Source organism: uncultured Subdoligranulum sp., from assembly GCF_937890665.1.
The window spans coordinates 1-16,201 of the sequence record NZ_CALADU010000277.1 but is presented as its reverse complement, the minus strand read 5'-3'; the positions used below and the strand labels follow the sequence as shown (position 1 = coordinate 16,201).

Below are 16,201 nucleotides of genomic sequence, written 5' to 3'. Positions count from 1 at the left end.
TAACAAGGGCTTATAGCCCTAGAGCAAACCACCCGTTGGACGGGTGGTTATGATTGGCAGGAACTGCCGTTAAAGCATCCGGAACGGATGCGCAGCTCGATGCCGCAGGCAGCGTTCTATGGGGATTGGGGAGTTTCCCCAACAAGCAGAAAATCGCTTTCGTGTCACGAAAGCCCTGCTTGCAGAAGAAAGAAAATACGAAAAATTAGACTAAAAAGCTTTCAAATGAACGGATTATATCTTTACGACTACCATGGAAGGTGGTATAATATATTCTGTCTTATTGCAACCAAATTGTACCTGATTGGACGGGGTGGACAGGCTTATGAAAATTTCATACAATAAACTATTCAAACTCCTTATTGACTAAGAATATGAAGAAAAAAGAATTATGTGAAAAGGCTGGCATTAGTTCGAGTACGATTGTCAAAATGGGACGACAAGAACCTGTATCTGTTGAACTGATTGGCAAAATCTGTCTTGCTCTTGGTTGCACCGCAAATGACGTTCTTGAGTTTCTCCCTGATGAGGATTCAGTGAAGGCCTGATTGTTGGACAAAAAAGAAATTATAATAGAGCAATAGGAGCAGACATACGTAACTTATCGGATGCACTGATTCATAACAACTGTGGCAATATTTCAAAAATAACGAAGCGAGTACGACAAATATTCAGAGGAGGCAATGTCAATGGTTAGCAACAAGGAGAAAATCGAAGAGCTTTTTGCTACTTGGCTTGCTCAGAATGCACCATCGGCTCATCTGTCTGAGTTGTACTTTTGCTATTCGGAAATAGAGGCTTATTGTCTCAAAATAAAAGTACTTCGTAAGCCTTTGTTTGAAACAATAGATTTGGATATCATTAAGAGAGTTCAAAAAACTGTTACTGAAAGCCGCATATTTCAGCTTTCGCATAAAAAACAGATGAGGAAGATTGTTACTGCAGCACAGTATTACAAAGCTTTTGTGAAATCGCTGGTCGCCCAAGAAACAAATACGACTGAATTGAGTATTTCTCAAACTATGGGAGATACTTCTTCCGATGGCAAACCTTGCGAAGTTACTCAAAGGAAAGAAATCGCCTTGAGCGAAAATGAAAATAAAAAAGAAGATAATGTGCTGATAATTGATTTTTGCCATATCAATAGTTTTGCATATACAAAGCCAGTTTCATTTTCATACTTTGAGGATGAACAGACTGGTATCTCTAATTGGACGCAATTATATGTAAAAGTTTTCGTATGCTTGTCGGAAGACTATCCAGATGAATTCCTTCGAATGTACAACACAAATATCAGTGGAGGCCGGCGGATTGACTTCGGAAGTCCAAAAGCCTCGGACAAAATGAATGCACCTAAGAAGGTCAGCGACAATTTTTATGTCGAAACGAACCTAAGCGCAACAGATATCGTGATGAAAATTCGCCTACTACTGGACAGATGCAATGTTGATTACGAGAATCTTGAAATTCGTTATATAAAAATTGAATCGATGCAATGTACAGAGCCTTCATTAGTAGAAAACGCATCGAAACGGGCGGCATCTGCGACGAAGAATACTATGTCTGCTATGGTAACGACCGACACGGGAAACTATAAAGCAATATTCCGCAATTGGCTGCTCCATGATCAGTATATGGCAGAACGTAGCGCACAAAGCTATTCCTCTGCTATTACCAATTGCGAACAGTTGGCAAGCAGGCTTGGGTTGAAAGAAATCCGCCTTTATGGAGCGGATCGCGCAGAAGCGCAAAGAGTCGTAGATCAGCTGAGGCAGACAACCGAATATTGGGAAGTGAACGCAAGTCAACACAACAGATATAATGCTGCAATCACGAAATATCTGCTGTATCTCCAAAGCTCAGATCGGCAAGAAACTACTGCCTGTGTTGCTTCAAAAAATAAAGAACCAGAGCAACAGGGTACCGACTTTGACAGATTCTTTGAAGATGAGAAATACGATCTGCTTTATAAGAAGTTGAAGAAAAAAGGAATTACAACGCTGGAGGAACTAAACGAGGTCAATCTGTGGTCCTTTATGAATCTTCACCAGTTGTACTCTATTCAGCAGAGACTGGCAATCAGCACAGAATTAACTGCGAAACTGAGAAATGCGGAAAAGGAAAATGACGAGCAGAATACCTCCGTATATGAGATTCATTATAACGAGGAAGTATATAAAGGCACTTCGCCTTCAAAAGCGTTTGTGGCGTTCTTAACAGCGGTTTCCACCAGGTATCCCTTGAAGTTCCGCACACTGCTGAATGTTTACAACCCAGAGTCTCAAAAGATTGTTGTAAGTCGGTATGACTATGGCAATACAAAGCTGAGGCTTATGAATCCTGAAGCTTACATAGATTCCGATTTATCTTTGGAGCAGGTGCAGCAGGATGTTGCATGGATTATAAAACGCTGCGATGTAGTACCACAAGATTATACCGTGGAAGAAAAGACAAAAAGCGTCGAATTGCCCCAGAGGAAGCCTACGGATCGGCCAATGAAGGACTTGCAAAAAGTGGCTGAAACACCAGCGACCTCCATTTCTCCTGTCCTCAGACAAGAAGCAGAGGATTATTTGCTCCAGTGCGACTTAACAGGTGCTACTTATGAAGAATTGCAGAACAAGCTACATTATACGATGGTGGGGACAAAAGAAATCGTCGCGCAGTCGCCCCACGTTATTGAGATGAATCGAAAACTCTATCACGAGGAGGCTCTGGTAGATTTCGAAGAAGGAGCAGACACTTTGGAGGCAATCCTTGATAAGCTGCTCAAGAAGAACGATGGTGTTGCAACGGCAAAACATTTGTATGAGTATGCCTGTAGCGAAATGGCCATGTTCTTCAATGACAACGGCATTATAGGCCAACAATCTGTGTATGATCTGGCGCGGCACCTGTTTGAAAAGTTGAAATACCATGGAAAGCACTATGTTTTTAAATCCAATATGTATATCAGTCTTCCCGAGTATTCTGCCGATTCGGTCATCGATATCGTAAGCAAGTATGCTCGCGAAAAAGGCGCAACCGTCACCTATGATGAACTTGTGCGTTACTTGGTCGGGCTGGGATCGAACACCGGCAACTTGCGAGGATTGATGCGCATAGATAAAGAACCAGTGTTCCTCATCTATGCAGAAAATGAGTATCTGCTGGCAGAACTCATGCACATAGACGCAGACTTTTTGGAGTCAATACACTGCGCTCTGCGTCGGCTGTTTGAGGATACTGACGGCCATATTATTCCTCGCAATATATCGGAGAGCTGGTACAATATGCTGCCGACTTTGCCGGCTTGCCTTCCGTGGACACCGATGCTGTTGCAACAACTGATCCGATTCTATCCGAACGAACTTGAAGCCAGAACTATCATCGCAATGGAATCACAAAACAGCAATACGCTCCACGCGATGTTTGTAGAAAAAGATAGCTGGATACAGGATTTCCGGGATGTTGTCGCAGTTTTCCTGCACAATGAGATGCCGAGTCGCTACGAGTTTGAGGCGGAAGAATTGCGCGGAATACTGGTAGACGCAGGCATGATCAGCGGTAACCAATTGATTTATAACATGCCAAACGCTCTTGGAGGCGATCCGCGCTTCCTTTGGGATAGCGACGGCAACCACGTTAAGGTGAGAATATAAGACATGGCAAATGCATCGTTTACCCGGGATGAAGCAATACTAGCGTTGGATGTTTTGTATTTTGCTGACAAACTTCGACTGAACAAGGAAAGCCATGAAATCGCCGAACTCAGTGAACTTTTGAATGAGCTTCCTATTATTCCGCTTTCTGCACATCGCGAAAATTTTAGAAGCAAAGGCGGGGTAAATGGGCAGCTTGGCAAATTTAGGTCAAGCTATAACAAAGGAAAAAAGGACCCTGATGTCGGTACGATTTTCTATGAGGTTGCCGATGAGTTCGACGGAAAAAAAGACGAGCTGCATAAAATTGCACGTGCTATAAGGCAAAATTGCGAATTTTTCAAGACAGCAACGTTCGGGAGCGAGCTTGAGGGCGAAGATTTTCCAGAGGGGGCCTTGCTGTACCATTTGCATAGAGTGCTGGAGACAAGAGATGGTCGGAAAATCGTCCGCGCAGAAAGCTGTGAAATCTGTCATTTGAACTTGTCGGAGATTTATAAGCCGACTCCCGGCAATTTCCTGCAATGCCATTTGACCGTTCCTGTCACCGAACTGAATGGCAGCAAGCATTATGCAGCCGATGATTTTATCACAGTGTGCCCCAACTGTCATGCTGTGCTTCACAGGAATCGCCCTTGGTTGACGAAGGATGACGCGGTGAAAATCCTGTTTTAAGCGAGAAAACTATGAGAGAAGAGTAATTTGTTATGTACGGATATGAGTGGACAGATGAATATGGAATATTTCGTCTGACAGTAAATGCAAAACTGCAAAAGGAAATTAGACCGGTGTTCAAGGAAGAGCTGGACTTCTTCAAGATGTATGAACACTGGGATTATCCAGATACGGATGCCCCCCTGCTTTGGGCAGAGGGTGTACGGCGCTATGTACTCAATGGTGAATGCGTTGCGGAAGCAAAAGGAGGCGGCTTTTATACCCGCCCTACCGTGGTCTGTAACACGGATAAACGTTTGCAGCTACAGCCGGTGGATATTAACCGACTGTATGAGGTTAACAAGAATTTGATGAAGAGCCTAGAGCAGAAGGCAATCTCTTTTATCCGTGAGCAACATGATAAATATAAATCGGAACGCTACTCTTTCGTGTGTGCTTTTTCCGGTGGAAAGGACTCCATCGTTCTGTTGGATCTATGCGCCAAGGCATTGGCTCCAAATGAATTCTGTGTAATTTTTAGTGACACAGGCATGGAATTGTCCGACACCTATACAGCTGTGAAACGAGCAAAAGAACATTGGCCGGAACTTCATTTTTATACCGCACAATGTCATTTGAAAGCTACCGAGAGCTGGGACGAATTTGGCCCTCCGGGAAGAAGAATGCGATGGTGTTGCGCCGTTCATAAATCTGTGCCGACTATCTTAAAATTGCGTGAAATAACTGGAAAATACAACGCAAAAGCAGTTGTATTTGATGGCGTTAGAGCAGAGGAAAGCGCTCGAAGGGCAAAATACGACGAAGTGAGTGAAGGCGCAAAAAACATTAGTCAAGTTAATGTTAGCGCAATTCATAAATGGAATACTGCTGAATTATATTGTTATATTCTGCATGAGGGGATTTTATTAAACGATGCATATCGACTGGGATTGTTTAGGGTTGGTTGTATGGTGTGCCCACTGTCTTCGGATTGGTGGGATGGGATTGCTAATGATCATTATAAAACCGAGATGCAACCACTTCTTAGTAGAGTCGAGCAGTATGCAAGAAATACGAAAGTGGAAACAGAGGTTGTTAAGTATATTGAAGATGGCGGTTGGAAAGCCAGAATGGGAGGGCGCGGACTTCCTAATGGCGGTAATCGCATAAATGAACAGATTCAAAATAATACAATTGAATTCACCATTAGTGGTTCCACACAGAATTGGCTTGAATGTGCTCCGATTTTAGGAACGATCACAGAATTTGATGGGAGTACAGGAACACAAAAGATTTCAGGCACAAATTTTGTATTCAGGGTTTCAAAAAAAGCAGATGAACTATATGTAAGTTATAAGCCATTTTCTAAGATGGATCGATTTGTTATTAGTCATTTGCGTGGTATAGCAAATAAAGTTGCTTATTGCAAGGGATGTAAAGCATGTATGGTGCAGTGCCCGACTGGCGCATTTACGATACAACCCAATGGAAAAATCTTTGTACGTGAATCGTTGTGCACCCATTGCTCTAATTGCTTGACTTTTTCGGAAAAGAGTTGCATGCTCGCAAAGTCTTTAAGCACAACGGGAGGTAATTCTATGGATATGAAGGGCATGAATCCGTATCAGCATTTTGGATTTAGACAGCCATGGCTTGAACATTACATGAGCGATGGAACGGAGTGTTTTTCTCAAGGAGTTTTGGGAAATCGACAATATGAAGCTTTAAAGGTTTGGCTTAAAGAAGCCAATCTTTTGGTTGTTAATAAAGATAAGACGATGGAACAGACAGCACTATTTAAAAAGCTGGAACAGTTCGGGCCTTATAATCCTTTTACATGGGCAATCATATGGGCAAATCTTGCTTATAATTCTGTCATTTCTCATTGGTATTGTTTAAATGCCGAGCCCGGCGAAACTTATGAAAAAGCAGATTTGGTGACGATGATTGGAGAAAATTATTCGAAGTCAACTCGTGAAAATGCAATTACTGCATTGGCAGAGACACTTCGTCTATCTCCGATTGGGTCTGCATTAAATCAAGGCATTCCTATTGAACTGAGTAAGAACACATATTCGTATTATCGTGATAGCTGGACAACTCCGGATGCTGTGGCACTGCTGTATAGCCTTTACCTCTATGCCGAGCATACCGGACGGTACGCCTTTACTTTGACCGAGCTTATCAAGGTGCATGGTACTCCTGATGCTCCCGGTGTCAGCCCAGCGGACATTTACGGACTGGATAACAAAAAGCTCAGAGAATGCATACAGGGCCTTGCGCTGACCTTCCCGGAATACATCCGCGTCTCCTTTATCAATGACCTGGACAACATTGTTCTTGAAAATAAACATACCTCATTAGACATACTCGACTTGGCGGAGGTTTAAAGATCATGGCAATGAAGAAGTATAACGAATATTTACAAGTAAATCCCTCCTTTGAATCTGTTGTGGATATTGCCGCCGATAGTCGCAATAAGAATCTCTGGCGGGAGTATATTGTTGGCGATGACATGGAAAAGCTGATGGACTTTCTCTGTCAGACGCTTGGATATGAAACGCCGGACGCGCGCCGCAGCCTGTGGGTACACGGATCTTACGGCACCGGTAAAAGCTATGCCGCCATCTTCGTCAAGCACCTGCTGGAGGAAAAGAAAGATACGATTGACACATTCCTTCAGAATAGTCAGAGGCTTTCTAAGTATAGGAACCGCTTCCTGAATTGCCGCAAGAATGGCGACTATCTCGTCATCTGGAAAACCGGCTGCACGGGTATCCGTACTGGTGACCAGCTGCTAGTTGAAGCGGAGTTTGCCATTCGTGAAGCATTGGTTCGGAAATTTAACGATAGAGCTGATTTGGGTGTGGCCTCGCTTCAGGATGGTGTGAAGGCACAGCTGCACAATAAAAATATCAACTGGGAACATGTACTGGATTCTACCATACTTGGTGAGGATTACGGCGATGTAGAGGAGCTGATTGCAGCTGTTGAGCGCGGCGATTTGAAGGCAACCAAGGCTGTCGCTGAGGTGATTCGCGCTAATCATTGGGGACTCATCAATAATGTAGAGACCTTTAAAAAATGGATTGAGGAAATTATTGTAGCCAATCATCTCGAAAAAAGTGGTATTTTCTTTATCTGGGATGAATTTACAGATTATTTACGTCACAGCGATGACCAGGTGGTAATGCAGCAGATTTCGGAATTCTGCAAGGAGCAGCCGCTCTTTATGTGCTTTATCGTGCATAAGGATTCCAGTTGGGTAGATGTAATGGGCAACGCAACCTATCAGCAGATCACCCATCGCTTCCACGAGGTAGAGTTCCACGTCTCGGCTGATGCTGCGTATGACCTGATTGCAGGCTCTATCAGCATCCGAAATGGAATGGATGAGTATTGGAAAGAGGCGCGCAAAGACCCAGTACATAACATCAAAAAGTTTTTACCGGATATTGCGGGCCTGGACGATAAAATCAGCGAAAAAATCAATGAGCTGTGCCCGATGCACCCAATGACGGTACGTCTGCTTTCCAGTGTTGCGGAAAACTTTGCCGCAGCGCAGCGCACCATGTTCCGTTTTATGAAGGACTCTTCCAACGAAACACAGGGCTTCCTCGGGTACATCACGAAATATGGTCCCCAGGATCAGGCGTGTTGGCTGACTCCGGATTGGCTTTGGGACTATTTCTTTACGCGTGAAAGTGACTTCCATGATAAGGAGACCAAAGCTCCGGAGTATATCCGACACTACGAAGAAAACCGCCATCTCGTTGAGAACGATGAAAATGCGCATCGGGTATTTAAAATTGCCATGCTCCTTATGGCGGTCATGTCGACCACAAAGGGACTGTACACCACGAGGAGAACAAGTAATGGCGTTGCCGCAACTGTGGAATGCCTCGAAAACTGCTTGAGCGGTGTTTTGAGTAAATCTCAGGTGGAAGACTATCTTGCCACCTTTGAAGATACGAAGATTCTACTCTGCGATGAACAGGCCAACGGGGTAAAGCGTCTGCAAATGCCATTCAAAATGGCGGGCGGTGACGATTTTGCCATTCGTTATGAGCAAAACGATAAAAAATACACGCGTTATCAAATGTTTGCCAAGGACGGAAAACTGACGGTTCCGTTTGAAAAGCTGGCATGGGATGAGAATGATGCCACCTTCCGCAGAATGAAGATCGTTGTCTGCTGTGCAGAAAAGGCTTCTTTGGATAAACGTATCAAGGAAGTTACTGATGATTTGGATAAGTATCCCTATAAGCTTGGCCTTGTATATGTCACTGTGGTTGATGATGCACAGGCAATTTCTATTCAGCATGATTTGGAGACTCGCGCACAGCAATCAGGAGAAAACCGCCTGATTATTGTGCTTGTCCGCTCTCCGTTCACGGACGATATGCGCAAGCAGTGGCTTACCTCCCTAACAAAAGCCGATATGGCTCGTGACAGCGGTCACACCGCTGACGCTGGGCGATATGATACCGAAACTGTTACCATCATTCAACGTTGGGTTGGCTCTGCTACCAGTGGCGGCAAAATGCTTGCTTGGTGCGGTGAGAAGCAGTGGAACAACCTCTTCGGCGTTGCCCAGCTCCGCAAGACGATTCAAACCGCTGTTTTGGAGGATATTTTCCCGTATGCCCCGGAAAGCGTTGTAATCACAAACACTGCTTATAAGAGCTGTAACGATAGTGCTCCCCTTGCTGGTATACAGCGTGAAACAAGGAATGCGCAGCTTTTCAGCGTCCTGGCTGGTATCAAACAGTTGGGCATCATCGATGCAACGACAATTCAAGAGATTGAAGGAATAACCGGAAGCAGAGCAGCCAATACCGTAAGTGCTCTGGCTAAATTTCTCCGAGAAAAGATGGAATCCGGACGAAAAGTCGTTTTGGGTGATGTATGGGCAGAATTGCAGCAGCCTCCTTTTGGCTTCTATAATACGATTGCATGCGGTGTCCTTCTTGGCTTTGTATTTAGCTGCTATAAGGACAGCGCATATAGCTGGACGGATAGTTCCCAAGGCACCTTTGTGCTGAATGAATCCAATTTGAAAACGCTCGTGCTCAATACTTGCAAGGGAAATATGACTACGGACTACCTATCCGCTGGCTCTGTTACCTGGCAGAATTTCCGTGATTATATCAAGAAGATTTTTAAGTTAGATGATGGACAGACCGCTAATGAAACGGAGGGTATGCGTTCTGTTCGTGAGCGTATTACGCAGACTGGAGCACCCTTCTGGTGTTTGAAGTACCTGTCCGAAACAGAACTTGGCGGCATTGAAATGAAGGAAGCGGCTGGCAAGATTATTGACAACATGCAGGTGTTCATTTCGCAGGAAGGTAATACCGATGAGGCGATGTCCAATGTCATTCAGCTTTTCAGCGGGCGAGGAAAACTTCGCGAGCGCATGACGAAGGCGTTCCAGGATAAAGCTGTCGTGTCTAAGGCTTTCAGTGCGTTTCTATTTGAAGCATCTTCAGAGCTTAAAGAAATCACAGACAAGCTTTCTGTACAGCCTGAAGGCCTGCGGGATAAGGTTTTCGGCGTGATGCAGAATGCTGTTTATACTTGGACTGAAGACCAGGTTAAGGAAAAACTTGTGGGTGTGGTATCGGAATACAGGTACCTGGATGTTTTGAATGTCACGATGCGCAATACATACAACAGTAATGAGGAAGCAATTCGAGATCTTAAAAACGCATTTAATCATATGCGTGTTGCAATCCTCGCTATCGAGCCACTGAACTTGCCTTGGTATGATGCGCTGGTTATTCTTCGCCGTGTATCACAAAAAGGCATCACGCAGATGAGCTGTGAAGAACGGGAAAACGATATTGATGTCCTGCGCACATACGGGACTCAGGCATGGGAATGCATTCGAAATGTTAAACCCGTTCTTTCCACCATTTTGGAACAGATGCAAATTGAATGTACTCCGGAAGAACTTCAGACGATTTATGAAGGTCTCAAGGATGTTTCCTGCGACGCAACGGCAAATCAGTTTGAGAAGGATTTGAAGCAGCAAACTGGTCGCATTAGTCAAAGAAGAAATCGTTCAACGCTTCTGGAACGCTGGAAAACACTTAGCAGTACGGAAAACGTAAAGACCTGGAGCAATGCGCGAGGAATACCGCTTCTCTGGGTTGTTCCGAAAAATGCTTCTAAGGCCATTCGTACACTGATTGCAGTGCAAAACGATGAGCGAGCATTGGATCAGGATGTCCTTGCAGCAATCAATGTGTTGGATACGATGGACCATACGATTCTGACAGATAATGCAACTGCAGAGCAGGCGTTTATGAATTCCATCGGTGCCAATTATCGGGATGTTTTTGAAGAACAAAGAAAGGAAATCATTACCGAACTCAAGCTCAAACTTGGCAGTGATGTGAGCGCATGGGATGTTTCTGACTTGATTACGGTTCAGTCGACACTGAAAAAATATCAGGCAGAAAAAGCAAAAAAGGAGAAGTTGCAGAGCACGCAAAATCATGTTAAAGGCATGAGCGAAGATGCGCTCAAGGATAAAGTATCAGCATTTCTAAATGCACACCCTGAATTCTGCGATGATTTTAATAGTTAAGGAGGCTAAGTATGAAGCTGCAAGAAAGCATAAGCGTTCTCAAAGCAGAAAAAACGAATAAAGTCACTTCTCGATTTCCGTGCCGTGTACTCCTGCTCCACAGCCGAGAGGACTACTGTGATGCAGTTTCAAGCCTTAGATCTCTATGCGATAGAGGCGTATCATCGGATGAGCTGTTCTCAAGCGCGGATGTTATGCCTGCATATGACAAGCTCATTGAAACGATAAAATCCAATGAATGGGTTTGGCTTCCAGGCGTCAGTGAATATCTGCGCTTGTTTTACAAAAGCGAGCAACGCACAGAGCGGTTCGCAAAACTGTGGCATACGATAGTTGACGCTTCCAGCACGGGAAGGATTATTATACCATTGTGGAATTGTGATTCTCTTTGGTATGATACCTCTCTCGGATTAAGCACGGATGAGCGTCAGAAGGACTTTGTATACTCCATTTCGAATCATGAGGCAGTTTCTGAGCAAATGAACATAACGGTATTCTCTTCTGCTTTTGAGGAGTATATCAATCAGTTGAGTGGGAAATACACACTGATTTTTGGGTTACGCGAATGGTATGACCGCATGTTGAATGAAACACAGATCCCAACGGATTACTATCTTCTTACAAAACAGGCTAGATCTGTGTCGCAGGCTATGGGAGATATAACAATCCGTCCAATCAAAACCACTTATGAGTTTATTCGTGAAAATCTGCAGGACGGGTTTGAATTGAAGGAAGAAGTGTGCTCTGAGGAGATGCTCAGCGAACTTTTTGATGAGTCGCTAAAGAATAGCTCTATTCGGGATGCTATACTTCATCGGTTCAATGTTGTCACGTTTGATGGAGTTGCTGTTATGGCCAAATGGTCTGGTTTTTCTAAGGGCAAGCAGCAGTTGCTGAGACTGTGGTATCGATTAAACCCAGACAACAGTTACCTGTGTCATTGCTTTGAGAAATATGGATTGGGAGAGATTGAGGAACATATTCTGCTGGATATATTTGATGTGATGCAGTTCCATAACGAGTGGGTCGCAGAATATCAGCAGCTGATCAAGGTACTAAATCTCAAGAAAAATGAGACCTATTTAAAAAAATTGAGTATCATACCAACTTATGAAGAAAAATTGGCATTTCTCACCGGTGATACGCGCGAAGAACGTATCTATATTCTTCGCATGGTTGGACAATGGCTCAAGCAAGACGCTGCACAGGTGTGTGCTTCCAAGACGTTAAAATTACGATATCCGCTGTTGCAAGCTTATTTAGGCCTGATGCCCGACGAATTGGGCTCAGTCTACAACGAATACATTTCTGAGTACAAGGCGCATAAGCTTGCCAATACGCTGCCAGAATCAGATGAGCGTTTCTTCAGAGGGATTGAGCCAGATTCCCTCCCATTCCGCTATTCAGTAATCAATCAGAAGATTACTGATAGCACCGTAATGCTATGGATTGACGGATTAGGCTTTGAATATTTGTCATTGCTCTTAGACAAGCTTGCTCAGAACAAAGATGGGACAGTTGTTTCCTGTACATTAACACAGGCATTATTGCCTACGGAAACAGAGTTTAATGAACAATGGAAGCAAATGAGTATGCCATATGAAAAGCTCAATAAACTGGATAAGCTGGCACATAAGGGAGTAGTGGACGAACCGGATTATTATACATGCATCGAGGAACAGCTTGCCTTTTTCAACAAGGTGTCGGATAAAGTCAATGAGCTGCTAAAGAATTACCAGCGTGTAATTATTACAGGTGATCACGGAGCCAGTCGACTGGCTGCCAGGTTCTTCCATACACGGAAGGGATTACCTGCTTTTAAAGACGCGACACCTCTTAGTCACGGTAGGTATTGTAGCATTAAATCGAAGCCGGATGGGGTTTATGAAGACTTGAAAGAGACCACGGATTCGTCTGGGCAGCATTATCTGGTATTTACTTCATATAATCATTTTTCTCTCAGTGGATTTGCTGCTGGAAAAGACGATGATAATGTGATTTATGGTGAAGTGCATGGAGGTGCTTCTCCCGAAGAGATGATTGTTCCTGTAGTGGTTTTCGACAGCAAAGTCGGTTTGCCATTAAACGTGAAATGGTCCTATGATAAATCAGAAGCAAAATTAAAAAGAAAAGTTGCAAAAGCTGCGATAGAATTCAGTAAAGAAATTAAAACGCTTGAGGTAAAGGCAGGTACAGTTGAGGCAGAGGTCTGCGACACTGGAGACGGGAAAACATGGACTCTCTCTTTTGATAAAATAACCCCTGGAGCCTACAACCTTATCATAGTAGCTGATGGGAAGATAGTGAACATTGATAAGCCTCTCACGGTAATACCTGCGTTAGGCGGTGGAGGAGATTTTTAATGGCGAAAAAAAAGACATGCTGTGAGTGTGGAAAGCCGTTGACAAAAGATGAGGTCGCACTCACAAGAAAACTTACGGATGTTGATACAGACGAATTCTACTGCCTTACTTGCTTTGCGGAATATCTCGGCTGTGAAACAGAAGACCTAAAAGTGAAAATCAGTGAATTCAAAGAACAAGGATGCACGCTGTTCCTCTAAGGAGTTTTGAAATGTTAGAGAATAAAATTCGTGAAGTCTTTGCGGACATGGTTGTTCTCAAAGACCCTCAAAGAAGTGAATATTTCTCCAAACTCAGCATTCCTTCGTATATGCGAGACTGGCTTGTTATGAGATTCTCTGACGAAGACGGGACGATTGATTATGATTCGGTTAAGCGATATATCAACAAATACATTCCGTCCAGAGAAGATTACGAGCAATTCAAGTTCAGAATGGTGAATGGAGAAAATGTTCAATTTCTGGCGCGAGTACGCGTTACAGTTGATATAAAGACGGGAAAAACACAATTTGAATTGCCTGACTTTGGCGGCAATCGCAGCGGAGCCGGAGGCATCGTGAATAATGATGTCGTCGAAAAATGGCAGGACACATTACTCAGGGAAAGCGAAAACTGGGGAATCATTACGCTGTCCTGGCAGATGGAGGTTTCTAGGTCGAAACCTAAGGGCTTTATTGCGATGGTTGACTACAAGCCGTTCTGCCCTTATGCCATTGATCTGGACGATTTTAAAGAGTACAGAGCCGAGTTCAATATTCATGAATGGATCGATGTAATCCTGACAGCCATTGATTATAATCCTGCCGGTTACATGGATGAGAACGGCGAAGAGAGTGAAAAGAAGAAACTGTTTTTCCTGCGTCGCTTGTTGCCGTTCGTCGAAAAGCGTGTGAATTTGATCGAACTGGCTCCCAAAGGAACAGGTAAAAGTTATGTGTTCGAGAAAATAAGCAAACGAGGATGGCTAATCAGTGGTGGCACAGTATCACGCGCCTCACTGATCTATGATAACGCAAAGAAAACAGGGGGCTTGCTGACACGTTTTGATTATGTGGGTTTTGATGAAGTGCAATCTATAACCTTCGAGCAGCCAGGGCAGATCCAGCAAGCCTTAAAACATTACATGGAATTCGGCGAAATAAAAGGCTTCGATGCTCAGACACCAGCAGATGCTGGCGTAATTGTTCTCGGCAATATTGACGCAAGCCGATTTGACATCAATTGTAACATGGTTGAGCATATCAGCAGTGTCTTTGGTGAGTCTGCTACGCTCGATAGGTTCCATGGCTTTATACCCGGATGGGAAATACCAAGAATGAATTCCTCCATGATTGCCAATGGATGGGCAATTAACACAGAGTATTTTGCGGAAGTAATGCATGCACTCAGAGAGGATTTAACTCAAAGTTCTCTTGTAGATGAATGCCTTGATGTGCCCAAAGGAGCCGATCAGCGAGATCTGACTGCAATCAAGCGTCTTTGCACAGCATTCGTAAAGCTTCTTTATCCTCATGCAAAGTCAAAAGAAGACATCGATCCGCAAGAGTTCATTGAGTATTGTCTTGAACCTGCAAAGGAAATGCGAGCAGTTATCAAGAAGCAACTTTGTATCATTGATCCGAAAGAGTTCAATGTTCCCGGGAAAAACTCTATACCTGATATTCAGTACAACTATTGAGGTACTACCATGAAGCATTTTATCTACGCAGATAACGCAGCAACGACAAAGCTGGATATTGATGCTTTTGAGGCAATGAAGCCATTCCTGTTGGAGGATTATGGAAATGCTTCGCAGCCTTATACTCTTGCGCGTAAGCCGAAAAAAGCTCTTGCAGAAGCAAGAGCGGTGATTGCAGACTGTATTGGTGCCCTGCCGGAGGAGATTTTTTTTACCTCCGGTGGTACCGAAAGCGATAACTGGGCTATAAAAGGCGTTGTAGAGCCAGGGGAAAAGCATCTGACAATCACATCTCAAATTGAGCATCATGCGGTACTCAATACTTGCGGTACACTGGAACGCTTTGGCTATCCTGTTGTTTACCTGCCTGTTAATGTATGCGGTACAGTAACTCCTGAAGTGCTTGAAAAGACCATTACACAACAAACGAGATTGGTCTCTGTGATGCTCGTAAATAACGAAGTCGGCACAGTTGAGCCGATTAAAGAACTGGCTGACATTGCTCATGCGCATGCAGCACTATTTCATACAGATGCAGTTCAGGCAGTTGGCCATATTCCGATTGATGTAAAGGAGCTAGGTGTTGATATGCTGTCAGCCTCAGCTCATAAGTTTAATGGACCTAGGGGGATTGGTTTCCTGTATGTCCGTAAGGGCACAAGCATTTCTCCTTATGTTGATGGTGGTGCGCAGGAACTCGGAATGCGTGCTGGTACGGAAAATGTTGCGAGTATCGTTGGTATGGCAACAGCACTTAAGAAGAACTGCGATGAGATGGAGCAAACTACAAAAAGGCTATATATCTTGGAGCGTAATTTCATTGATACGCTTTGCGCGACAGGTATTGATTTTATAAGGAACGGTGCAGAAAACCGTGCTCCGGGAAACATCAACATCTCTATTCGTGGCGCAAGCGGAGAAATGTTGCTTCATCGACTGGATTTGAAAGGAATATCTATTTCGACCGGCTCGGCATGCGACTCAGTAAAAACACAGGTTTCACATGTCATAAAGGCAATAGGTGTTCCGCAAGAATATGCGGAAGGCACCATTCGCGTTAGCTTTGGGCGAGATAACAATGTGGAAGATGCATCTGAGGTCGCGAAGGCAATTATCAGCGTGATTTCCTTAAAGTAAAGAGAATGTTAACTACTATAATCAAATCCATGAGGTAGAAGGACGGAATACGAATGGAATGGGCCGATGGAAAGAATCGTTGCGATTGGGTAAATCTGTAGAATGAACGTATATGCGTTAATGCGCACATAGG

9 protein-coding genes are annotated in these 16,201 nt (G+C 44.0%); all 9 read left to right on the top strand.

Annotation, left to right across the window (positions count from 1 at the left end; translation table 11 throughout):
- Nucleotides 1–374 precede the first annotated feature (374 nt).
- Complete coding sequence (locus Q0526_RS15785) at nt 375–548, top strand: helix-turn-helix transcriptional regulator (RefSeq protein WP_366522129.1); 174 nt, start codon at nt 375–377, stop codon at nt 546–548.
- Between the two features lie 141 nt (nt 549–689).
- Complete coding sequence (locus Q0526_RS15780) at nt 690–3,641, top strand: hypothetical protein (protein ID WP_298735682.1); 2,952 nt, start codon at nt 690–692, stop codon at nt 3,639–3,641.
- 3 nt (nt 3,642–3,644) lie between these two features.
- Entirely contained in the window at nt 3,645–4,316 is a 672-nt protein-coding gene (locus Q0526_RS15775; protein ID WP_298735680.1) for a hypothetical protein, read from the top strand.
- Between the two features lie 32 nt (nt 4,317–4,348).
- On the top strand, nt 4,349–6,685 hold the full coding sequence (locus Q0526_RS15770) for a phosphoadenosine phosphosulfate reductase family protein (RefSeq protein ID WP_298735677.1): 2,337 nt from the start codon (nt 4,349–4,351) through the stop codon (nt 6,683–6,685).
- A gap of 5 nt (nt 6,686–6,690) precedes the next feature.
- The gene (locus Q0526_RS15765; protein ID WP_298735675.1) at nt 6,691–10,890 is read left to right on the top strand and encodes a hypothetical protein; all 4,200 of its coding nucleotides are present in this window, start codon (nt 6,691–6,693) and stop codon (nt 10,888–10,890) included.
- A gap of 11 nt (nt 10,891–10,901) precedes the next feature.
- Nucleotides 10,902–13,253 carry a BREX-4 system phosphatase PglZ gene (pglZ, locus tag Q0526_RS15760; RefSeq protein ID WP_298735673.1) on the top strand — a complete coding sequence of 784 codons (2,352 nt, stop codon included), beginning with the start codon at nt 10,902–10,904 and terminating at the stop codon, nt 13,251–13,253.
- Nucleotides 13,253–13,453 (top strand): hypothetical protein, encoded by a 201-nt coding sequence (locus Q0526_RS15755; protein WP_117513983.1) that lies wholly within the window; start codon nt 13,253–13,255, stop codon nt 13,451–13,453. The genes pglZ and Q0526_RS15755 overlap by 1 nt, the downstream gene beginning before the upstream one ends.
- 11 nt (nt 13,454–13,464) lie before the next feature.
- Nucleotides 13,465–14,931 (top strand): BREX system Lon protease-like protein BrxL, encoded by a 1,467-nt coding sequence (brxL, locus tag Q0526_RS15750; protein ID WP_298735665.1) that lies wholly within the window; start codon nt 13,465–13,467, stop codon nt 14,929–14,931.
- A gap of 9 nt (nt 14,932–14,940) precedes the next feature.
- Nucleotides 14,941–16,068 carry a cysteine desulfurase family protein gene (locus Q0526_RS15745; protein WP_298735661.1) on the top strand — a complete coding sequence of 376 codons (1,128 nt, stop codon included), beginning with the start codon at nt 14,941–14,943 and terminating at the stop codon, nt 16,066–16,068.
- Nucleotides 16,069–16,201 lie beyond the last annotated feature (133 nt).

What these genes read in the sequence shown, in the direction of transcription:
- Q0526_RS15785 (WP_366522129.1), top strand. Translation starts at nt 375, where the DNA reads ATGAAGAAAAAAGAATTATGTGAAAAGGCTGGCATTAGTTCGAGTACG.
- Q0526_RS15780 (WP_298735682.1), top strand. Translation starts at nt 690, where the DNA reads ATGGTTAGCAACAAGGAGAAAATCGAAGAGCTTTTTGCTACTTGGCTT.
- Q0526_RS15775 (WP_298735680.1), top strand. Translation starts at nt 3,645, where the DNA reads ATGGCAAATGCATCGTTTACCCGGGATGAAGCAATACTAGCGTTGGAT.
- Q0526_RS15770 (WP_298735677.1), top strand. Translation starts at nt 4,349, where the DNA reads ATGTACGGATATGAGTGGACAGATGAATATGGAATATTTCGTCTGACA.
- Q0526_RS15765 (WP_298735675.1), top strand. Translation starts at nt 6,691, where the DNA reads ATGGCAATGAAGAAGTATAACGAATATTTACAAGTAAATCCCTCCTTT.
- pglZ (WP_298735673.1), top strand. Translation starts at nt 10,902, where the DNA reads ATGAAGCTGCAAGAAAGCATAAGCGTTCTCAAAGCAGAAAAAACGAAT.
- Q0526_RS15755 (WP_117513983.1), top strand. Translation starts at nt 13,253, where the DNA reads ATGGCGAAAAAAAAGACATGCTGTGAGTGTGGAAAGCCGTTGACAAAA.
- brxL (WP_298735665.1), top strand. Translation starts at nt 13,465, where the DNA reads ATGTTAGAGAATAAAATTCGTGAAGTCTTTGCGGACATGGTTGTTCTC.
- Q0526_RS15745 (WP_298735661.1), top strand. Translation starts at nt 14,941, where the DNA reads ATGAAGCATTTTATCTACGCAGATAACGCAGCAACGACAAAGCTGGAT.